Below are 22531 nucleotides of genomic sequence, written 5' to 3' on the forward strand. Positions count from 1 at the left end.
TAAGTATAACACTAAACTTATGTCTGCTGGCAGCAGCCTTAAGCAGTCTATGGTAAGCTTGGCACAAATAGCCCGATCAGCAAGAGTGAATATGCAAGCAACAGAACAAAACGTCTGGCAGGAAATTGCCGAAGTTAAAGATGCAGTAAGTGCAGTACTGGCCCGTGCTAAAGAATTGGGCGCCAGCAGTGCTGAAGCCTCAATGAGCCGCACCCGTGGTTTAAGTGTGGAAACCCGCCATGGCGAGGTTGAAACGGTTGAGTTTAATCAGGACGGTGGCCTGGGCATCAGTTTATATTTTGGCCAGCGAAAAGGCTCAGCGTCGACTGCTGATCTCAGTCCGCAGGCACTGGAACGCGCTGTCGCTGCTGCTGCTGATATCGCCCGTTATACGTCAGAAGACCCGCATGCCGGGGTGGCTGAAGCGGGTTGGCTGGAATTCAGCCCACCAGATTTAGATTTATTTTACCCCGACAGCATCAGTACTGAGCTGGCTATCAGCTTATGCGCAGGCGCAGAAGAAGCGGCCTTTGCCACCGATAAGCGGATCACTAACTCTGAAGGCGCTTCATTTTCATCCCATCAGGGCTTAAAAGTGTATGGTAATAGCCATGGCCAGTTAGTGGGTTATCCCAGTTCACGGCATAGCTTTAGCTGCGTAATGATTGGCGAGCAAGACGATGATATGCAGCGGGATTACAGCTTTACTGTGGCCCGCCAGTACAGCAAATTGCTGGATCCGAAACAGATTGGCCGTGAAGCAGCACTGGAAACCGTAGCCCGTTTAGGTGCGCGTCAGGTACCTACCCAGAAAGTACCGGTTATTTTCCGGGCCGATATAGCCAGCAGCTTGTTTGGTCATCTGGTATCGGCCATCAGCGGCGGCAGCATTTACCGTAAATCCAGTTTCTTACTGGATAAAGTAGGCAAACAGGTAATGGCAGCGGGCGTAACGATTCAGGAACAACCGCATTTGCCCCAGGCGCTGGCTTCCAGCCCGTTCGACGCAGAGGGCGTTAAAACCCGTGATTTAGCAGTGATTGAAAGTGGCGTATTAAACACCTACTTAACTACCAGCTACTCTGCACGCAAGCTGGGTATGACCAGTACCGGCCATGCTGGTGGTATTCATAACTGGCTGATTAGCCACGGTAATGATGATTTAGCCGCGCTATGCCGGCAAATGGGTAAAGGTTTGCTGGTTACTGAACTAATGGGCCAGGGCGTGAATACTGTTACTGGTGATTACTCGCGGGGCGCCAGTGGTTTCTGGGTTGAGCATGGCGAAATTCAGTTTCCGGTTGCAGAAGTAACTATAGCCGGTAATCTGGCCGATATGTTTCTGAATATTGCAGCAGTGGGCAACGATGTAGATCGCCGTGGCGGGGTGCTGACCGGTTCAGTGTTGATAAGCCAGATGCAGCTGGCAGGCGCGTAACCTTTTCAAAATATTTTTCTGGTCGTATAAAAAAGCCCTGCTAAGAAGCAGGGCTTTTTGTTTGAGTAACAGTTAGCGGATAAGCTGCTTACTCTACCTTGGTTTTCAGACCACGACGGATCAACAGCGCGTCAGTGGTAGGCTCCTGGCCACGGAATGCTTTGTAGGAATCCATGGTAGGACGGGAGTTACCCACTTCCAGAATGTTTTTCCGGTAGTGATCACCATTCTCACGGGTTAAACCGCCGCGCGATTGCACATAGGCAAAGGCATCAGCTGCCAGAATTTCACTCCACATATAGGCATAGTAACCGGCTGAATAACCGCCGCCCATTGAGTGGGAGAAAAACGGCGACTTATAGCGTGGTGGTACTGCTGGCAAATCAACACCATGTTTTTTCAGGGCAGCGGCTTCAAAAGCGTTCACATCCTGCAACGGTGCATCAGCAGACAGCGAGTGCCATTCCATGTCTAACAGAGCGGCTGACATATACTCTAAAGTATCGAAACCCTGGTTAAAGCTGCGTGAACGTAACACTTTATCCAGCAGCTCTGCAGGAATTGGCTCGCCGGTTTCATAATGCTTGGCGTAGTTCGCTAATACTTCAGGGTGCTGGGCCCAGTCTTCTTCAAATGTCGACGGAAACTCAACAAAGTCACGCGATACTGAGGTGCCAGCTAACGTTGGGAACTTCACGTTAGAGAACATACCGTGAATACCATGACCTAGTTCATGGAAAATGGTGGTGGTATGGTCGTAACTGATTAACGTTGGGTTGCCATCCGGTGCTTTTGGAATGTTCATTACATTCACTACTACCGGCTTGGTACCTAACAGGTGCGACTGGCCAACGAAAGAACTCATCCAGGCGCCACCACGTTTACCTTCACGGGCAAAGTAGTCAGCATAGAAAATAGCCATGCTGCTGCCGTCGGCATCAAACACTTCATAAGCTTTCACGTCCGGGTGGTATACCGGCAAATCTGGACGCGGTTCGAACCGGATACCATAAAAGCGGTTTAAGGTGTAAAACACACCATCTTCCAGTACCCGGTTAAACTCGAAGTACTTTTTCACTTCGTTCTCGTCTAAATCGTATTTGGCCTGGCGTACCAGCTCAGCATAGTATTCCCAGTCCCACGGCTGGGCTTCGAAATCACCGCCTTGTTGTTTAATCATGGCATTAATGTCAGCCAGTTCTTTTTTTGTATTCTCTACCACGGCTGGCACCATACTGCCCAGCATGTCGAAAACTGCCTCCGGAGTTTTGGCCATTTGCGCTTCTAAACCATAGCTGGCCCAGTTAGCATAACCCAGTAATTTTGCGCGCTCTGCCCGCAGTTGCGCTAAGCGGCTGACGATAGGTGTGGTATCAAACTCACCGCTCTGGCCACGGTAGGCTGAAGCTTCCCAAACCCGCTGCCGCAGTTCGCGGTTATCCAGCTGGCTTAATACTGGCTGGCGGGTGGTATTGGTAATGCTCAGCAGGTACTTGCCTTCATGGCCGGCTGCTTTCGCTGCGTCAGCGGCTGCTTTGATCTGAGCGTCGGTTAAGCCTGCCAGTTCGTCTTTGCTCTCAACTACCACAGCAATGTTTTTGGTTTCAGCCAACAGGTTTTGAGCAAACTTGGTGGTCAGAGTAGAGTGCTCTTCATTCAATGCCCGGATAGCGGTTTTCTGCTCTTCCGTTAACTGAGCGCCAGCCCGGACAAAACGATCGTAATACACTTCAGCCAGACGCACACCTTCGGCATCCAGTTTTAACTCGTTGCGATTATCATAAATCGCTTTAACCCGGGCAAATAACGCCGGATTCAGGCTGATGTTGTCAGAGTGGGCGGCCATTTTCGGCGCCAGCTCAGTTTGAATTTTACGACGCTGTTCGTTACTGTCAGTACCGGTCAGGTTATAAAATACCCGGGATACCCGGGATAGCATCTCACCGCTTTTCTCAAGCGCCACCAGGGTGTTTTCAAAGGTGGGGTCGGCCGGGTTATTGGCAATAGCTTCTACTTCAGCCATATGCTGGCTCATACCTTCGGCAAAGGCTGGCAGGAAGTGATCGTCTTTTATGGCACTGAAATCAGGGGCCTGATATTGCAGGCTGCTTTGCTGAAAAAACGGGTTTGTGCTGGTCACTTCGCTATTCTCAACGGCTGATGGGGTAGAGGCTACCTGAGTTGGGGCTGTATTGTCTGAGCAGGCGCTCAAAGCAAAAATAGCACCCATCGCAGTAGCGAGTAATGTTTTGCGCATTGTTATGTCTCCGTGGCGTGATTGCGGCTAAAGCCGCTAGTCATTATTATCAGCGGCACCAGATAAGGTGCGCTGTAGCAGATGCAGTATGCCAAAAATGGCAGCAAAATGCCGGGCTTTGCAGCCAATGGTAAGCAAATTAAGATAAAAACCGGCTAAGTGCAACTTTTAGCCCGCTGCAGGCCCTGCAGCGGGCAATTCAAAGTAAAAGCAGCTGCCTTGCTCGCGGCGTTGGTAGCCAATCTGACCAGCCATTTGCTCAATCAGCGCTTTACTGATCGCCAGGCCTAAACCGGTACCACTATGCTGACGACTGTCCTTATTGTCGGCTTGGGCAAACCGCTGAAACAGTTGTGGTAAAAACTCGTTAGCCACGCCACCACCCTGATCAATTATACTAACCCGGATCATCTGGTTGTGCTCACTCAGCTTAATTTCTACTGTACTGTCGGTCGGTGGAAATTTTACGGCGTTAGACAGTAAATTCAGGCACACCTGGCTGAGGCGACCTTTATCGGCGAGCACCAGATAAGGCTTTTCTTTGTCGTAGGTTATAACCAGTTTTTGTTTATGTTGCATAGCGGCAATTTGGGTAATGCTTTGTTCCAGCAAGGGGATCATCGCTACGGCAGTGATATCAAAGCGCATTTTTCCGCTGATCAGCCGCTCGGTATCAAGTAGATCATTAATCAGCTGATTTAGCTGACCACAGCTGCTGTGTGCCATGGTTAACATTTTCTGGGCAGAACGGTTCAAGTCACCCAGCGCGCCACCTATCGCTAAACTTAAGGCGCCATTAATGGCAGTTAGCGGTGTGCGTAATTCGTGGCTTACTGTGGCCACAAAGTCATTCTTCAACTTTTCAATTCGCTTGCGCCCGGTAATATCGCGAATCAATAACAGCTGATGTTGCTGCTGGCCCAATACCAGCAGGCTGCGCGACAGCGATAGCTCGAACTGGCTACTGTCCTGGCGCAAACCATTACCTTCAAACTCCTGGCCTGGGTCTGATGTTGCGCTGTATATTGCTTCAACACTTTCCGGTGTAGCCAGCAACATCGACCAATGTAAGCCTTGCAAACTGGCTTTAGGGTAATCAAATAACCGACAACAGGACAAGTTAGCGTCTTCAATAATACCTTCTTCATCGGTAACAATAATGGCATCAAGTACATTATCGGTTACCGCCCGCAAATAGCTTTCGCTGTGGCTCAGCTCATTGGCGGTTTGCCGTAGTTGCTGCCGTGAATAAAACAACCACGCTAATAAGATCAGCAAACATAAGGTAGTGAAATACAGGCCTGCACGTAACATGTTGCTGCGGTCGAACGCTGGGTCGGTGGCCCGAATTGCCATTTGCCAGTCGGCCCCGCGAATCGCCAGGTTCAGCAGCAGGCTGTCGTCGTAAAATAAACGTGGCTCACCAAAAAAACTGTTGCCATATTCATTCTGACCCGGCGTTTTGCCACGCAGTGCTATCGCCACATTTTGCTCGGCAGCACTTGCAGCCAGCAGCGACCAGACAGTTTCTATATTAATTACTGTGCTTAAAATACCCCAGTAGCTATCGTCCGGAATAAAAACAGGTAGGCGATAAATAAATGCCTGGCCGCCCTGCACTAAGCGCACAGGACCAATCAGACGGGCCTGACCACTTTGAATCGTCTCCTCAACTACTGGCCATTGGTCAGGTAAATCAGGGTAATATAAGTTTATTGCCCGCTCATTGCCGGCCAGCGGGTAAATATATTGCAGCCGGTTGCCCGGGGCCACGCCAATATTGCGGATGTGTTTGGCTTGTTGCACTAAACCCGGTAGTAAAATATCCAGCTCGGCTTTATCAAGTTTACCGCCACTGGCTTTCACATAAGAAGCCAGGCCCACCGTTAAATACAGTGGAATATTTAACTCCGCTTCCAGCATCGCTTTCAGCAGGCCGCCACTAGCGACCTCATGCCGTAATTGCTGGCTGCGGGTATGCTGTTGTTCGTGCTTTACCATAGTTTCAGTAGCCAGCATCGCAGCGCCAGCCAATAATATCAACAGTAACCAGTGCCAATAGCGCAGCGCGCTAAAAAAACCAAGCATTAAAAAGGGTTCCATAACAACAGTTAAACTACTCTAGCCTGTCGTTGGCGGCGGTGCAATCATCAGTTAAATAAACTGTTTGCCTAAAAAACGCACTGCCAGGTAATAGACTTACATTAAAAGCCTGTCTATAATGCGCGCTCGCACCTAGGTGCGAAGGTTGCACCCGTAGCTCAGCTGGATAGAGCGCTGCCCTCCGGAGGCAGAGGTCAGAGGTTCGAATCCTCTCGGGTGCACCATAACAATCAACCACTTACGCGAAAGCTAAGTGGTTTTTTTGTTTAATGTGCCTCGATTGTGCCATGTTTGTGTCTTGCTTCAATATTATGCCAGCTATAAAGAGCGATATTTGACCTTTGCTCTCTTTTTAAGCTTTGATATGGTGAGCGTCTACCAGAGTTCTGACATGAGATAGATATCGCACTTTTTGTCTATCCATCATCTATTAAGCATGATTTAATACCTTAAAACTATAATTCTAATTTCTGCTTAGGTTCCCTTTAAAGGAATCTAAAAATTGCGTTAAAACAATATTCTGACAAACTATAAGGTAATCGTATGGCACAAGCTGATACATTGGTCGCTTTGGTAAGATCTGCAAGCAACGGTGATCAGCAAGCATTTCGCAAATCGGCTGAATTGCTCATCCAAGAAGAAAGAGGTAAAGGGCATCGTATTTTGGCTGACCGATTAGCGAAGGCTTTACAGCCTGTTCCTCAAGGTTCTGGTTTTAGTTTGGGTGGAAACGTTGTTAAACAACCACAAGGCAATGTAACAACCCAAAAAAATTTGGTTATCGAAACAACACCAGAGCTTTCGTTAGACAGTCTAGTACTTGCTGATAACATTCGTGTACAACTTCGAGAGCTAATTGAAGAACAGCATCGTTCAGAATTGCTGCATGCTCATGGATTAAGTCCCAGACATCGTATTTTGCTTGCTGGTCCTCCAGGTAATGGGAAAACTTCTTTGGCCGAAGCTGTTGCTTTTGATCTGATGGTACCTTTAATTGTGGTGCGTTATGAATCTTTGATTGGTAGTTATCTCGGAGAAACGTCTAGTCGACTAAAAATGCTGCTCGATTATGCAAAGACGAGACGTTGTGTCTTGTTTTTTGATGAGTTTGAAACACTGGGTAAAGAGCGCGGTGATACTCATGAGACAGGGGAGATTAAACGAGTTGTTAGTTCGCTGCTTCTTCAGCTCGATGATCTTCCAGACTATGTAGTAGTAGTTGCGGCCAGTAACCACCCGGAACTACTGGACAAGGCTGTGTGGCGACGTTTTCAATTGCGGCTGAATATTTCTTTACCTACACGGACGCAACTTACATCCTTTATTAACGACATTAGCCTACGTAGTAATATTAACTTCGGGTTGGCGCCAGAGACTATCGCTAAAAAACTATTGGGTTTGAGTTTTTCAGAAGTTGAGGAGTTTTGTCTGAGCGTTGTGAGACGCGCTGTTCTTGATCAAAAGACTGAAAATGCAAAAACAACTACGGCCTCAAAGCTTGAGCAGTGGAAAATGCGGGTAGTCCCGCAAGGAAACGCCGAAAAAACTGATTAGAAATAAGGAAGTTTAATATGCCTGATCATTTCCCGCTGTTGGTTTTTCCCGAAAGGCGGATCTTTGAACCGGATAAAGGAAAAGGTTTTCCACCTAGCGTGCAAAAAGCACCAGGGCACAGCAAACAAATTAGCCGTCTAGAGAAACAGGTAGAAAAGCTTTCATCAGATTTTGTACAGTATCAAGCAAGCCTAAGTGGTGCTTTGGCCGGTCTTGAACCTGAAATGGTATTAGTAATTGAGGTTGTTGGCCGAATTGACGATTTTAAACAAGCTGTGGAAGCAGTTGGTTTAGAGTGGTTAGGTGAAACTGATATCGAAGAATTGGAAGTAGAGGATGATGGCTTTTACGAACTAGACGATACTGGAAATCGGATTGGTAAACCGTTGAGTGGCCGCATGTTTCTTGCTATGAGCAACATGGCTGGTTTACAAGAAGTTCTTTCACTTTGGCAGCAGTGGAAGTCGAATGGTCAGTTACCTTATGGAAAATCTAAATGGAAAATTGTCTTTGAACAGCTCAACGTCTTGCGACGGTGGGGGATTGAGGAGGCATTGTTCGAAACCGGGATGATAGAACGGTGGCAACATGTGTTGCAACCTTTTGACGGTGCAGAGAAAATCAACTTCCAGATAGAACTTTTTTATAGACGAGATCCAGTTAAGCGACGTAAAACTGAAGCGCTTGTAAAAACACTACTTGAAGAATTAGATGGTAAGCTACTGTCAAATTTTCTGGATATTTCAGAGATTGCCTATCATGCTGCTAAAGCGCAATTGCCAGCAGGAGTAATCAAGACACTTCTCGATAAAGTGGCAGTTCTTGGGGCTGATATCGATATAGAAATCTTTAAGTTCCCTGGCATTATGTACTTTCGGCCGACAGGACAAAGTCTTGCTGTCTCCGAAGAGGGTGATGGGGAGTCTGGTGTTTTTCCTCAAGGTACAAGTAGCCTTGCCCCTGTCGCTGCACTTTTGGATGGTGCCCCTCTTCAGTTACATAATGCGCTGAAAGACAGGGTTTTGGTTGATGATATTTTTGCTTTAGAAGCACATTATCAACCAGGAGAACGAAAACATGGTACTGCCATGGCTTCTTTGATAGTGCATGGTGATCGGAGTAATCCAACGTCAGAACCGTTAGAGCGTCAGCTATATTGCATTCCGGTTATGCAGCCAGACCACCAAACGCAAGACCACGATGAACACATGCCGGATAGTATTTTCTTTGAAGACCGTATTCAAATTGCAGTCCGACGGATGTTTGAAGGTTCTGGAGATGTGCCTGCTCAAGCTCCATTGGTAAAAGTCATTAATCTTTCGATTGGAGATTCGACAAGGGAGTTCATTCATTCCCCTAGTCCTTGGGCGAGGTTACTTGACTGGCTGTCTTACAGGTACCGTGTGTTATTCTGTGTAAGTACAGGTAATTACTCAGATGATATTGATCTTGGTATTAATCAGCAAGAGTTTGCAAAGCTTAATGACGAAGAGAAAATTAAGTTAACGATAACCGCGATAGCGCAAAAGCTTTCTTCAAGGCGCCTGCTGTCTCCTGCAGAAGCGATTAATGTTATTACGGTAGGTGCCGCCCACGCCGATGATTCTGGTGAAGCCTATCCTCTGATAGGGCAGCGTACAGACATCTTTCCTTCTCAAACTTTATTCAGCCCTGCAATGAGGTTGGGTTTTGGTTTCCGGCGATCAATTAAACCAGAGATACTTATGCCCGGTGGCAGGCAGCTTTACAATGCGCCTATTCGAAATAACGATTATTGTTACAGCATTAACAAATCCGCACTAGCACCAGGGCAAAAAACAGCAAGCGACAGCATACAACAAGGCGATATTTCAAAAGAGCGTTTCACGCGTGGCACTAGCAATGCCACAGCTCTTGCTACCCGCAGTGCTGTGCGTTTGTATGACATGCTGGATAAACTTCGTATTGATGAAGGGGAGAACATCCCAGAGTCACTAATGTCTGTGTTAATGAAGGCACTGCTAATCCATGGTGCTAAACAGGATGATGGAAGTAAAAAACATATCGAATTAGCGCTGAGAAATACCAGCAATTCTCGACAGTTCAAGCAAGTGATCGCTCGTTACCTTGGTTATGGAGCTGTGGATATAGAACGAGTTCTTGCCTGCACAGCTCAAAGGGCGACAGTGCTTGGCTGTGGAGAAATTCAAGAAAATGAAGTACATGAATACGCCTTCCCAATACCTGTAGGTTTTTCTGCAAAAAAAATTTGGCGGCGACTGGTGGTAACTTTGGCCTGGTTGACGCCAATCAATTCAGATCATCGTAACCTTAGGGAAGCTAAATTGGTAATTGAACCCGGCGGTGGAAATTGGTCCAATCAGGTTTTGAAGCTGAATCGTCAAGACGGAGATCACAATCAGGTTGAGAGAGGTACTGTGCAACATGAAGTACTCGAAGGTAAAAGCGAAATCCAAGTTTTCGAAGATGGAGAAAATCTGAGAATTCGCGTTACGTGCAAAAAAGACGCTACGGCCCGTCTCGATGCAGTGATTCCTTACGGCCTTGCAGTCACGCTTGAGGCAAAAGAAGACATTCCAATATATCAAGAGATTAGAACAAAACTTAAGGTGCCTGTACGTATTGCTAGAAATATATAAATAACCATTTTAAAAAATCATACCTGATATCGGAAGCTGGTTGGCCGGTATCAGGTGTGAATCAAACCTTCTCAAACAAATCTTCGACTCTGCAATTAAACAAATCACACAGTTTTTCCATGGTTTCAAAGTCCACTCGAATTGCAGTTTCTTTGTATAGCAAAGTAATGGTATTGCGGTTCAGCCCGGTTTCACGGGCAACATCTACCACCTTTAACTTGTGCTCACCCATGAGTTTTGCCAAGTGACACTTAATCAAAATACACCTCGGATAGCAAAATGTCATCTAAAATGACAAAAAGTGTTTGCAAATGTCATTTTTAGATGCTAAATTGCATTTGGGATGACATTTTGAGCTTTAGAATGTGATTCTGTCATCTAGGATAATTCAACATTGGAATTAATGCCATGAAAAACACAGCAACTTACCTTACTACCGATGAGCTATCTGAGCTCATCAAATATGACCCCAGGACAATCCGCGAGACACTGAAAGATCGCGTTCTGTTCGAAGGCGTTCATTACATCAGACCATTTGGCGGGCGCAAAATTCTTTACGTGTGGGAAGCGATTCAGCGTGATATCGGCAAACCACAGAATTTGATGCTTATTCCTATGGCTAACGGAGGACGTGCACATGGCTAGTATCCGTAAACGTGAAGGTTCTCCAAACCTGCTGATTGACTTCAAATTTATGGGTACACGCTGTCGCGAGCAGACAGCCTTGCCAGATACGGCGGCTAATCGCAAAACGCTGGAAAAACTTATCCAGAAAATTGAAGCAGAAATTTTGCTTGGCACTTTTGTGTACAGCAATTATTTCCCTAACAGCAAAATGGTTGCGCGGTTTGAAAAGCAGCAACAGCGTTTGCTGGCTGGCAACAGAGCAGAACATTTGCCTACCTTCGAGGAGTTCGCTGTTATCTGGCTGGATGAGATGCAGGTGAGCTGGCGCGTGTCATACGAAAAAACGATGCGGTTAATAATTCAGAACCGCTTGATCCCATATTTTGGGGCAATGGAGGTCGACCACATCACCAAGGCTGATTTGATCCAGTTTCGCGCCACACTCGGCAAAGTTCACCGCGAAAATGGACAGCAAATCTCAGCAGGTTACATAAACCGTCATCTGAAGGTTATCCAGATGATCCTTTGCGAAGCAGCCGACCGGTATCAGTTTACTGCGCCAGTGCGTTTAAAACCACTGAAAATGAAAAAGAGCGATGTGGATCCTTTTACGCTGGATGAGGTGGAACGTTTCCTGATGCTAGTCCCGGTAGCGTTTGTCGATTACTACATTGTGCGGTTTTTTACCGGTATGCGTACCGGCGAAATCGATGGCTTAAAGTGGCGCTTTGTTGATTTCGACCGGGGTATTATTTTGGTGCGTGAAACCTGGGTTGGGGGCAGGGCGGAGTACACCAAAAATGACGGCTCTCAGCGTGAAATTATTATGTCGCAACCAGTGCGGGAATCACTGGAGCGGCAATTTGCGGCAACAGGGAAAGGTGAATTTGTATTTGCGACCCGCAACGGTACGCCATATAACCACCGCAATATTACCCAGCGGGTATGGTATCCCACGTTAAAAGCCTGCGGACTGCGTGAGCGGGTGCCATATCAGACGAGGCATACCGCTGCCACGCTCTGGCTGGGTGCGGGTGAGAACCCGGAATGGATTGCCCGGCAGATGGGCCATACCACCACAGAGATGCTGTTTCGGGTATATAGCCGCTTTGTGCCTAACCTGACGCGTCAGGATGGTTCAGCATTTGACTTGTTATTAAAGGCCCATCGCACAGGAGGTGCCAAATGATCCAGATTGAAACCACACCCGCTTTTCGTGACTTTATGCAGAACAAAAAATTCCGGGCGCAGGTTCGTAACCTGGCTACCAGCCTGATCACCGCGCTGCGGATTAGCCCGCATGGTCGTGAACTGGTATCAGTTTGTGGGCAGGGCGATGAGGCAGATAACTGTGAGGCTGTTTTTGCATGGGTAAAGCGTGAGGCCTGCTGTGCCAGCTGCATCAAGGTGCTGGATTTTAAAGCCTTGCAGCGGCGCTTTGTGCGCTTCCTGTTAGAAAATACCAGCCAGACGGAGTATTACGAATGAACGAATTACGGGTCTACGCAGGAACATTTCTTAGCTATTTTATTAGCTTTGACCATTCACTTCCGTTTACCTACGTTTATGGGCTGCGGGAAAATGCGGCCGGTCAGATTCACATCGTCAGAACAGGCCCAGTACTGGAGATCAAAGAGGAGGATGGAATACTTTTTACCTGTGGTCTGTACTACCGGTTAGGGACGAGAATGACGGATAAAGCAGAGAAAGAATTGTATCGTGCTATGTTCGAGCGGCGAAATTTACCGATCATGGACAATGAAATTATCGCTTCACCTGTAATTATGACACCGCAGTAAACAAACCTCTCTGTAAAACAGCGCATATTAATCAATGCGCTGTTTTATTATAAAGCATGTTAAAATTATACTCATAGTATGCTCTATATTATCATTGTTGTTATTTTCCCTGCTTTCTGCTTTTTTGATTTATTTTGTTCTGTTGCTTTAGTTTAGTTTGTTTTAGCGTTGAGCTGGAATTAACTTACTTAATTTACTTTTGCTTGGTTATATTATTGTTTTAGTCTTTACTTGAGCTAATTCAATATTTTTACTTGAAACATAGTCTTATTGGTTCTATATATGAATTGTTGATGGTGGTTTCAGCTGTTGAACTGCTGCGGCAAAACAATCAGAGGTGGTTATGACTGAAGGATGTAGTTCGCTCAAGAAAACAGAAGATACTTTCGTAGATGATTTGTTTGACGCCATTGAATCACTAAATGAAACGATGGTAGATAGTTTTTACTTACTGAAAGAACAAAATCGTTTGCTGGTCTACCCGTTGTTGGATTTGACAGTTGAGTCAGTGGAAAACAAACTGGTGCTGCATATTGGCAATCGCGGCACTCATACGGCATTTAACGTTGAGGTTATTTCAGTAATTAGCTACGACACGAGCAAAAAGAACGTTTCTACGTTCTTCAAAAAACATGCCCCAGGCGTTTCAGCTAATTCTGAGAGCTGTGTGGGTGCGGCCAACTATATTTCATACAGGTTGTTGCCTCAGAAAAAAGCGATACGAGTGCCATTGGATACGCCACTGGCCGCAAGCAGCGTTCATGTATTTGTTCAACTCGCCGATGTTAGTGGCAACAACTACCAGCAGTCGTATTGGTTTTTTAACGACAATCTGGAAAGGAGTGCGGTGTTTAAGCTAGGCGCACTATATCCGGAAATACCTGAAGTGGGTCCAAGAATAACTCGGCCTGAATTAGATTCCGAGACGCTATCTCACGGAGGTGATGTGGATGAATTCGTCAGCAGTGAATTTATCAGCATTTATAAAGCCAGCTCTCCGGGAAGTATAATGTGTGGGACTGACCGCGAAATCGAAGATCGTGGCAGTTGGTATGAACTGAAATCGTAGCTGAAGCGGAAAGCACTTCTGTAAAGGATGTTACCAGGGGGCGCGAAATATTTTGTCACGCTTCCTCGTAACACGCTAAATGCTGATGTAGGGTTGATTTAAATTTTAATGCTTGTACTAATACAATTAATAGGTACATTAAGTTATTTTTTTTCTTAAATCAATTGATGCATTACATGGGCTTGTTCTGTTGATAGTGAAATTCGGAGTGTAGATGGACCTTTTTACCCTGTCAGCCATAAATTTTGTCATTGGCCTTTTTGCAACGGTGTACTTTTTTACTGAGTTTCGCCGAATCCGCTCACAAAAGTATTTGCTGGATTTATGCTTCGCTGGGGTATGTTTGGTTGCTCACTCCGCCTTTTCGATGCTGCACCTGAACCATACGCTGCCAGGTTTTATCAGTCCTTTTGTTATTAACACTGTTACTGTGGCTCTCCACCTAATGGTGTTGAGTGCATTACACCGGTTGCTAGAGCTACCGTTGCAGCGCTTTTATCTGGCAACAGTGGTGATAATTTTTTATGTCCTGCAGCTTACTCCGATAATCCAGCAAGACCAGCTTTCCCGGCTGTTGTTAGCATTTGGAATCATCATTCTTATTAACGTGTTTTGTTTAAGAGTATTAGCTAGAGCCAATAATGAAACGCTTTCTTCTGTAGTCACGTTTTTTAAATGGGTTATGTTTTTTAATATTGCGCAGATGACTATTAGGGGAATGCTGTTTATTTCGGGCAAATATGGCTTTACAACACCAGCGCCGAATCCCATCGTTTATCAACTTGGCTGGTTTAGCCTAACAATCTATGGTGCCTTGATTCTTACTGGCGGTTTAATGATTTTAGCACGACAGCGGCAGCGAGAGCTTGAGCATCGCGCCGAGCGAGACTCATTAACCGGTTTGCTTGACAGATCGTCTATGCAAAATAAGCTGAATGCGGAATTAAATCGCTGCCATCGGCAGGGCCAGCCATTAACATTAATGATCTTCGATATTGATTTTTTTAAGCGTGTAAATGATAAATATGGTCATCAAGTCGGCGATAAAGTGATCCAAGCTGTAGCAGATATTGCGCAGAAAAATCTTCGGAATTATGACCTGCTTTTTCGAATAGGAGGGGAGGAGTTTTTGATTTGCTTACCCGGTACAAACGCAACGCAAGCAACGCATAAAGCTGAAGAGTTAAGACTGCGAATTGAGGCGCTCGACCTTCTACCAGAAGAGAAAATAACAATTAGTATCGGATTTGCGATAGCTGAAGAAAAGCAGGAGCTTGATACATTAATTAAACAAGCCGATGATGCGTTATATCACGCTAAGGGTGCAGGCCGTAATAAGTCAGTTGCCTGGCAAGAAGGAATGCTTACCGTTGCGATGCAAACACCGAACGGCAGCATTACCGTATGATCTATAAACTACTTACTTGTTAAGTAAATATACCGAAGTCGATATTTACATCTCACAAGCTTTCCTCGATGCATGTCTAATATGTTTTTGTATGCTGTGCATAGCACGCTTATCGCTTGGAGAAGACGCAATAACTACAGACTCTTTACCACTTGGATGGACTAATTTGCCGTGTTTTTTCCCTTTTATGAACGTCCAGCCTAGGCTCAAAAAGTATTTAATAAGCTTGTTAATATCTTTATTACTACAGTACATCACAGCTACCTCCAGCGTTGTTACTGGCATAGCGTCTATTAAATTTTTCTGTAGAAAATTGGATCTCTTGCAGCGCCAGTGAGGCTCCAACTGAAAGTATTGGGCTGCTGTAAACATAACCAGAGCCTGCCTCAGCCAGGCTGTTCTGAAAAAAGCGACCATGAGGGTCGATCATCAGGTAGGAATTACGCATGTCGTCGTTTTTTTCAGCACAAATGATGTTCTGAAAAGCGTGATGACGGGCGATAAACTTTTCAAAACGTGCTTCATCAATCACATTTTTCGTTGTGATGATGGGAAGCATCTGTAAAACTTTCCATTTTTGAGGTGCTAAGCGTTCGACAATATCTGATAAATCGTCAAACACATTGATCGCATTTACTACGGTGTTTAGTTTTATTTTCAGGTGTGGGTTGGCCTGTTTTCCCATGTCAATGATAGAGAGCAGTCTATCAACGTCGAGTTTTTGCTGATGTGTGGTATGGCGTCCGATTAAATGATTAGAAGACAGCCGAGTGGAATCAATGCTTATGCCAAACCAAGTTAGCAGCGGTGCCATCTGAGCCATTAACTCTTCCGTCAGCAAACTGCCATTAGTGATAATGGACACGTCAAACCCGATTTTTTTTGCCTCAAGCATAATTGGCAAAAGTTTCTTTGATAACAGTAATGGTTCGCCCCCTGCAAAATTCAATCGTACTTTTTTGTAAGTCGGGGAATTTGAGGTATCCAATTTGTTGTACTGGAACTGGATACAGTTATATAGTTCGAGTAGAAGCTTTTTAGTCGAATTTGAATCATGGAACAACTCGCGTTTCTCATCAGGCTTTTTCCAGGCAGCGTAGCAATAATGGCAGCTGTAATTGCATACTTCGGTGATATGCCAGTTAATTACAAGTGTCTCGGTATGGTTAGTATTCATGTTTCAGGCTCCTCATGTTAAGCCTGCTAAGCTTGCCGCCGAGACGGACTAGCCGTTATGAAAAGTGCCGTACCTACCCTGATCTTTTCGCATAAGCTGTTGTTTTTTAAACAATTAAAAAGAGAATTTATTTTGGTCCGATTTCCATCAGTTGAATCCATTCTGCTCGAAGTGTATGAAAGTCTTGGTTGCGGCAGCTTTCAAACAAAAACAAAGAACAAATTCAAATCCGGGATGTCGTTGCAAAAACGACAAGAGATGCTCGGTAACATTTTTTCTGCAATTATCGAAAAACTTGGTGTGGAAGCTGATGTAAGAGACATCCTGCACAACTTTTTTGAATTCTCAGCATCGAACAAAGCCGTTGAGGCGCATTGTTTCACCCTGAACGCCTCTCAACAGCAGATTGTTTGGTGGGTAGCGGCATTCAGGATAGTTCCTTTCTTTGCCAGGAAAGCTGCATTCTGGAGTTTAGAAGAACCAGTCGATAAAGGTATGCCCGGTGGGCGCTTCTGGTATTTGCCTAACCTGGAAAATGAGGCTGTAACATTACCTGTTACCCACGTTGTAGATTGGCTGTTGGACTTGATGGGCGCTTCTATTCATGGAGTTTCACAGGATTTGGCTATGAATTCTGATCCAAATATTGACCGCTATGAGACAGTTTACCGATCGTTAAATAACTGGAAAAAAGGCACATTGCCTTCACCTGATACGATAGAAAAGTATTTTTCCGATGATTCCATGCTCGTTTTTAATGGCACTTTTACGCCAACGGCAGACTTAAAGTATCAGGATGTTTATAAAGAAGCTCTTGATTTTGTAACCAGAAAAAATCTCGATGCGGAAAAGCTGCGCCATGAAATTCCAATGATTGAACCGGGTCGTATTGAGAGTGTGTTATCAGGTAATGCAGAGCAGAGTGAGGTAATGCGTTTTATTAACCTATTGGCCATTCGGTATGCCAAGCCCCCAATTGCATTGATAAGAACACGCTTACTTTTCGCCAGAATGGTGCAAGACGGCTATCGTCGTTTACTTAAGTTTCTTTGTCCTGGTGTCGACCAATATTGCTCCGATCCGAGTAAAAATAAGCTGTTACAGTTATTGTTCAGCTTTCAGGCAATTTACAACTTAACCATTGCGGCAGAGCGCGAATACTCACATATCGACGATACAGCAACTCGTATTGCCCATGAAAATATTTGGTTTGACAGTAAATTACCACCCTTTGAAAAAGCAATGATGTACCTGTCTATTACAAATTCAGCTTCAAGCACTACGCCGCAGGAGTTGGCGGGGCCACTGAATTTCATCTTTTCTCAGCTGCAACCAGAAGGTGGAATAATAGATATCTTTAGCTGTAATGAGCGAGGCATGCTCTTTCCCTCTTTAGCCCGGTTAGAGCTGATCTCACTTTATGAGAAGTTATCAGGGCAGGTCTCATCAGCAATGCAAGAGGTAAAGGCCGGATCGCCATGGCGGGCATTTCAGAAAGTTACGATATTTCAAGCTCTGACAACGTTGGTTCTCCAAAAGCTCAGTAATAAGGGCTATGCCGCGGCATACCAGCGGTTGGAAGAGATAGCGGTTACAGACGATGAGAAGCTCCAGATCATTGCATTAAAACTGGAAAATATACTGATCCGAAATGAAAAGTTTAGTAAAGATTCATATAGCCTTGTTGATGGTTTACTAAATCAAGCAAAGATTAATGCTGCTTACGAAGGTTGGCAAAATGTCAATTTACTCAGACTGGAATCCAGACATTTAGTTAATTCGAATCAGTTTGATAAAGCAACTGAAGTGATGCGTGCAGCATTTAAACGCTGCGGTGCAGGTAGTTTTGGTTCAATGAAAGGTGAGCTTGCAAGAGATTGTCTGGCATTGGCTGTTTCAAATCAAAGGTTAATCCCTGAAAACCATACCACGTATTACGAGTCGATACTGGAATGGGATTGTCTGGAGAATATGCCAGGCATTTTTCAGCAGCCTAATTTAGAGGACGTCGCTGTTGAGTGTGCTACTTTTTTCTGGGATAACTTATATAAGCCTTACCCGCAGTTTAAAAAACAATTGCCACTAATTCAATCGCAGCTGGAACATGTCACAAAACTAGTGTTTGCGGGCGATAACTCTGCCCTATTGACGTGGTTCAAACAGCACAAGAAGCTTTTGAACAAACCTTTGCCTTATGTAAAAGCCGACAGTATCTTGATGTTTTGGTTAAAAGGCTTTCAGAAGATCCGCAAGAACATTTTAAGCGGTTTTGCAGGGGGAAAGTTATATGAAAGAGGAATGGTTAACGGCATTCTTAATAATATCCGCAATGGGTTAATGGTTTTAGCAGAATTTGCGCCTAACCAAATTAATATATGTGACTTTAAACAACAAACACCATTGATGTTGGCCGCTGGTCATGGTGACGCGGAGTTTGTAGAAATGCTTTTAGCTCACGGTGCCGAAGTAGACAGGCAAGATTTTACAGGCAAGACAGCGTTGCATGGTGCGATAAAATCGATGAATGACACCTGTGTAAAACTACTACTAGATGCTGAGTGCGCCATTGATGTTGAAGCATTGGGTGGCAGAACACCTTTGCATACTGCTGCCTGGCGCTGTAATGTTTTCGCGGTCGAACAGATATTGCAAAGAGACGTCAGCCTTGCAAACAAGAAAGATATAACAGGAAAAACACCCCTTGAGACAGTAGTGTCATTGCTAGATTACCCGGAGCAGTTGGCATTACTTAATAATAAGCTGAAGAGTCAGGGGGATAAGCTCGTAACGAGAACTGCGCTTGAAAATGCTCGCTTGAGCTTTGAAACACAACTTAGATTGTAATAACGATCATTATCAGTTGGACATTAATAACCTGGACCAATTTAGTTGAAAATATCAATAACTTGTTTCTATTTACAAATTTAACTATTAGTATTTATAAATATTTATTTTAGGAAAATTCATTACACATATTTACATTTATATTTTTATTAATTACATTTGGACCTGAATTATTGTTGAGCAGTCTATAATGAGCGCTGAAAACCCTCTAATCGCGTATTGGTTATCTGATAAAGGTAATCGGCCCTTGTTCATGGAAATGATCAACGGAGTCGTAGAAGATAGAAACTATACTCTCGCATTAAGTCTTATTGATCAGGCGCCTGAGTGCTTTGGTAGCGACAGCCTATTTATAAAAATAGATATTTTGTTGGCTATGGGCGAATATCAAGACGCGTCCATAGAATTGACGAAAGTACGTAATAAACCTGATGATCGGCAACGTTACAACTATTACATTGCAAAAATCGCTTTTCTACAAGGACAGCTAGATGTAGCGTTAACACATCTGGAGAAAAATACAGTTGATTTAGACTCTGATGGTATATTGTTAAAAGCTCGTGCTCAATACCTGTCGGGCGCTACAGAATCGTCGGCAAAAACCTTAAGTGGCATTTCAGAAATAGAAAGTAATTCTCAGGCTATTGGGCTAGCTGCCATGGTGGCATTGGATTTAGGAGATTATCTTAAAGCCGATGTGTATTGTTCTAAAGCGTTGCAGCTAAATCCTATTCAACCAGATGCACTTTTGGCTAAAGCCTCAGTCTTGATATACCACCAGAATCCGACAGATGCAGATATCTTCATAACGCAGTTTTTGTCGCAACTGCCTAGTTCTGGCCGCGGCTGGTCTGTGCAAGGGCAGACTTCTTTACTGCGTCAGAATTTCAACAAATCTTTATCTGAATTAAATACTGCAGTGAAGTTGATGCCTGAGCATATAGGTACATGGCACTTGTTAGCATGGAATTACTATTTACTTGGCTTGTTTGATAAGGCTGAGCAATCCTTCGAAAGTGCTTTGAAATTGGATGAAGCTTTTGCAGATAGTTACGGCGGTCTTGCTGTTGTTGCAGCTATCAGAGGTGACGTTGACGTTGCGCAAAAACATATCAAGCTTGCATCACGATTAAATAAATCTTCATTTTCAGCAGAGTATGCCAGGGCATTACTTGAAAATGCTGCGGGTGATAATAACGCTGCAGATATTCGTATAGATAACTTATTAGCTCAGAATACTCATCTTGAAAACGTTACCTACCGTGAGCTTATCCGACAGGTTATAGAGCGCAACGCAAATGAGTGAAGATTTTGTCGTTTCTTTAATGGGAAATATGTTTCACACCGCATTGAAAGTGGCTTTTCCGCTGCTGTTGTCGACGCTGGTTGCCGGAGTGTTGATTAGCATATTGCAGGTGGTCACTCAAATTCAAGAAATGACGTTAACTTTCGTTCCCAAGCTTGTTGTCGCCGTTGTTGTTCTGGGCGTCGCAGGCGCGTGGATGTTGTCAGTGCTTACTGATTTTGCCAGGCAAACGATACTTAGCACCAGTTTGTTATGAATTAAGTGTTTAGTTATGAACAGGACGTTTAAGGCAAAAGCATGATTATAGCTGAGACGATGCCATTAATAGGGTTGGTAGTTCTGAGGCTCAGTCCAGTTTTGCTGTCGGTTGGCATGGGACCAATGCAAAGAATACCAATGATGGTGCGTTTAGTTCTGCTGTTGGTATTTACTATAGCAGTAACGATGCTGATTGGTGATACCAGCCCTTTGATAGAGAACAAGTTAGTTTGGGTGGTTGTATCTGAGTTATTAATCGGGATTTGTATTTTTTTCACTTTTCAATTGATATTTGCGGCACTAAGTTTTTGGGGAAGAGTAGTAGATATGCAAATTGGATTTGGTGCAGCAGGTATATTTGACCCTTCTGTTAATACCCAGGAATCGATCACTGGCAGTATTTATATATTGGCTGGCACAGCGCTATTTTTTATTCTGGGCATTCATATAGATCTCATTCAGATACTGCTCAAAAGTTATGAGGCTATCCCTTTAGGAACGGGATTATTTTATATACCGCCACTACAGTTAGCGGCTTTAATGACAAGTATATTCTCAGTTGCACTACTTATTTTTGCGCCCGTGATGATACTGCTCTGGTTACTGGATATGTTTACCGGATTTATATCCCGTACCATGCCTCAAATGAACATTTACTTTGTGATGATGCCGCTGAAAATTGGCTGCGGTTTATTTTTACTGTCGGTGTTCTCACAACAGAGCCTGATGTTATTTAACAATATTTTTAATAGCTTGGTCCAATACTGGTCAGCATTACTTTATTAAAGCAGTCTATCAATGAGTACAGATCAGAATAAGACCGAAAAGCCTACGCCATTTAAATTAAGCGAGGCCCAAAATAAAGGACAAGTCAGCAAGAGTCTGGAGCTTAATGCGCTAGTTACGTCGCTATGCTTTATTGGTTTGGTAGCAATGCTATTCGCACAGTTAGCCTGGGCACTTGAGGCTGAAAGTCGCAGATTGCTGATACTAGCATCTGATTTTATGTGGACTGGAAAAAACCTAACGGCGCTTTTTACTGAGTTGACATCGAAAGTACTCGGCTTGTTTGCACCTGCAATTATCATTTTTATTATTGCCGCTATTGCTGTAACCATAAGTCAAACAGGTTTCGTATTTACGTCCCACCCTCTGAAGCCGGACTTCACTAAATTGAACCCTGCTACTGGTTTTAAGCTTCTCTTCGCAATAAAAATACTTTTTGATCTAGTCAAGAATGCGCTGAAAATTGCATTCTTTTTTATTGTCATCTGGTTCACATATCCTTGGTTTATCAGTGAAGTGTCTATTGCCATGCAAGGGTCCGCTGCTCAGTTACCTGATTTATGGGTGGCATTGTTTATAAAGATGGCATTATTAGCAGCAGTGATGGCTGTCCCTTTTATGTTGTCTGACTTTCTGTTCACGCGCTGGGACTTTCTGAACAAAATGCGCATGAGTACGAAAGAAGTAAAAGACGAGCATAAAAAGCGGGAGGGTGATCCGCAAATAAGGTCTAAGCAAAAGCAATTACAACGTGAACTACTGAAGAAGACGGCTGCTTTGCAGGCCGTTCAGCAGGCCGATGTCATTATTGTCAATCCAACCCATATTGCCCTGGCACTGCATTATGATAAAGACAAAATGCCGGCACCTCGTGTTGTTGCTATGGGGAAGGGGGAACTTGCCGGTAAAATCCGTGAGCAGGGGCGACGCTTTGGAATACCAATTATTCAAAACAAGCGTCTAGCCAGACGATTATATAAAAGCACGCAGTTAGGTAGTTTAGTTCCAGTTGATAGCTTTGCAGATCTGGCACCTATATTCCGCTGGTTGATGGGCATGGATATAGGAGTTGCTTAGTAATGCGGATTATCTGAGGGATCCCCACGAATTTGACCACAGTATCAGCTCTTTTCCATTTTGATTACTGCCCAATCTGACTCTGCCGCCCAGAGCATGATTTGCCTTATTGCAGCCTGTATCTGCTCAATGCTCAGCCCTAACTTTGCTACCTTGCATAGCCGCCTACCCAGGTAGTTAAACGACAAT

General features: G+C 44.5%; 18 protein-coding genes and 1 tRNA gene. 15 read left to right on the forward strand and 4 right to left on the reverse strand.

What is annotated here, in order from left to right:
* Positions 1-91: 91 nt before the first annotated feature.
* Entirely contained in the window at positions 92-1438 is a 1347-nt protein-coding gene (pmbA, locus tag H141_RS0116100; protein ID WP_026349509.1) for a metalloprotease PmbA, read from the forward strand.
* A gap of 88 nt (positions 1439-1526) precedes the next feature.
* On the opposite strand, the gene H141_RS0116105 is transcribed toward pmbA, so the two are convergent.
* Both H141_RS0116105 and H141_RS0116115 read right to left on the reverse strand, forming a co-directional pair.
* Positions 1527-3695, reverse strand: a complete 2169-nt coding sequence (locus H141_RS0116105) for a M3 family metallopeptidase (protein WP_019677318.1) — start codon at positions 3693-3695, stop codon at positions 1527-1529.
* A gap of 168 nt (positions 3696-3863) precedes the next feature.
* Complete coding sequence (locus H141_RS0116115; RefSeq protein ID WP_157610975.1) at positions 3864-5783, reverse strand: ATP-binding protein; 1920 nt, start codon at positions 5781-5783, stop codon at positions 3864-3866.
* Between the two features lie 162 nt (positions 5784-5945).
* Here H141_RS0116115 and H141_RS0116120 point away from each other — a divergent pair.
* The 3 genes from H141_RS0116120 to H141_RS0116130 all read left to right on the forward strand — a co-directional run bounded on the left by H141_RS0116120 (position 5946) and on the right by H141_RS0116130 (position 9991).
* Positions 5946-6022: transfer RNA gene (locus tag H141_RS0116120), tRNA-Arg, on the forward strand.
* A gap of 319 nt (positions 6023-6341) precedes the next feature.
* Positions 6342-7352, forward strand: coding sequence for an AAA family ATPase (locus H141_RS0116125; protein WP_019677321.1), 1011 nt, complete (start codon positions 6342-6344; stop codon positions 7350-7352).
* Positions 7353-7369: 17 nt separating this feature from the next.
* Complete coding sequence (locus H141_RS0116130) at positions 7370-9991, forward strand: S8 family peptidase (protein WP_019677322.1); 2622 nt, start codon at positions 7370-7372, stop codon at positions 9989-9991.
* A 61-nt stretch (positions 9992-10052) separates the two neighbouring features.
* On the opposite strand, the gene H141_RS0116135 is transcribed toward H141_RS0116130, so the two are convergent.
* Positions 10053-10277 (reverse strand): helix-turn-helix domain-containing protein, encoded by a 225-nt coding sequence (locus H141_RS0116135; protein ID WP_476726725.1) that lies wholly within the window; start codon positions 10275-10277, stop codon positions 10053-10055.
* A 122-nt stretch (positions 10278-10399) separates the two neighbouring features.
* Here H141_RS0116135 and H141_RS0116140 point away from each other — a divergent pair, with 122 nt between their 5' ends.
* The 6 genes from H141_RS0116140 to H141_RS21015 all read left to right on the forward strand — a co-directional run bounded on the left by H141_RS0116140 (position 10400) and on the right by H141_RS21015 (position 14894).
* Positions 10400-10636: a hypothetical protein gene (locus H141_RS0116140; RefSeq protein ID WP_019677324.1), complete on the forward strand. Its 237-nt coding sequence runs from the start codon at positions 10400-10402 to the stop codon at positions 10634-10636.
* Positions 10629-11807 carry a site-specific integrase gene (locus H141_RS0116145; protein WP_019677325.1) on the forward strand — a complete coding sequence of 393 codons (1179 nt, stop codon included), beginning with the start codon at positions 10629-10631 and terminating at the stop codon, positions 11805-11807. The genes H141_RS0116140 and H141_RS0116145 overlap by 8 nt, the downstream gene beginning before the upstream one ends.
* Positions 11804-12106: a hypothetical protein gene (locus H141_RS0116150; RefSeq protein WP_019677326.1), complete on the forward strand. Its 303-nt coding sequence runs from the start codon at positions 11804-11806 to the stop codon at positions 12104-12106. Before H141_RS0116145 ends, H141_RS0116150 begins: the two co-directional genes overlap by 4 nt.
* Positions 12103-12417: a hypothetical protein gene (locus H141_RS0116155; RefSeq protein WP_019677327.1), complete on the forward strand. Its 315-nt coding sequence runs from the start codon at positions 12103-12105 to the stop codon at positions 12415-12417. The genes H141_RS0116150 and H141_RS0116155 overlap by 4 nt, the downstream gene beginning before the upstream one ends.
* A 343-nt stretch (positions 12418-12760) precedes the next feature.
* Positions 12761-13486 carry a hypothetical protein gene (locus tag H141_RS0116160; protein WP_019677328.1) on the forward strand — a complete coding sequence of 242 codons (726 nt, stop codon included), beginning with the start codon at positions 12761-12763 and terminating at the stop codon, positions 13484-13486.
* A 214-nt stretch (positions 13487-13700) separates the two neighbouring features.
* Positions 13701-14894, forward strand: coding sequence for a GGDEF domain-containing protein (locus tag H141_RS21015; protein WP_019677329.1), 1194 nt, complete (start codon positions 13701-13703; stop codon positions 14892-14894).
* A 244-nt stretch (positions 14895-15138) separates the two neighbouring features.
* Here the strand turns inward: H141_RS21015 and H141_RS0116175 are convergent, their stop codons facing one another.
* Entirely contained in the window at positions 15139-16071 is a 933-nt protein-coding gene (locus tag H141_RS0116175) for a viperin family antiviral radical SAM protein (protein ID WP_019677331.1), read from the reverse strand.
* 57 nt (positions 16072-16128) lie between these two features.
* Here H141_RS0116175 and H141_RS0116180 point away from each other — a divergent pair, with 57 nt between their 5' ends.
* The 5 genes from H141_RS0116180 to H141_RS20500 all read left to right on the forward strand — a co-directional run bounded on the left by H141_RS0116180 (position 16129) and on the right by H141_RS20500 (position 22342).
* Positions 16129-18915 (forward strand): ankyrin repeat domain-containing protein, encoded by a 2787-nt coding sequence (locus tag H141_RS0116180; RefSeq protein ID WP_019677332.1) that lies wholly within the window; start codon positions 16129-16131, stop codon positions 18913-18915.
* Between the two features lie 190 nt (positions 18916-19105).
* A complete protein-coding gene (locus H141_RS0116185) occupies positions 19106-20221 on the forward strand; it encodes a tetratricopeptide repeat protein (RefSeq protein WP_019677333.1) in 1116 nt (371 codons plus the stop codon).
* Positions 20214-20477 (forward strand): flagellar biosynthetic protein FliQ, encoded by a 264-nt coding sequence (locus H141_RS0116190; RefSeq protein ID WP_019677334.1) that lies wholly within the window; start codon positions 20214-20216, stop codon positions 20475-20477. Before H141_RS0116185 ends, H141_RS0116190 begins: the two co-directional genes overlap by 8 nt.
* 41 nt (positions 20478-20518) lie before the next feature.
* Complete coding sequence (locus H141_RS0116195; RefSeq protein ID WP_083923075.1) at positions 20519-21265, forward strand: flagellar biosynthetic protein FliR; 747 nt, start codon at positions 20519-20521, stop codon at positions 21263-21265.
* 12 nt (positions 21266-21277) lie between these two features.
* Positions 21278-22342 carry an EscU/YscU/HrcU family type III secretion system export apparatus switch protein gene (locus H141_RS20500; protein WP_019677336.1) on the forward strand — a complete coding sequence of 355 codons (1065 nt, stop codon included), beginning with the start codon at positions 21278-21280 and terminating at the stop codon, positions 22340-22342.
* Positions 22343-22531 lie beyond the last annotated feature (189 nt).

Source organism: Arsukibacterium perlucidum DSM 18276 (assembly GCF_000382165.1).
Classification (GTDB): Bacteria; Pseudomonadota; Gammaproteobacteria; order Enterobacterales; family Alteromonadaceae; genus Alishewanella; species Alishewanella perlucidum.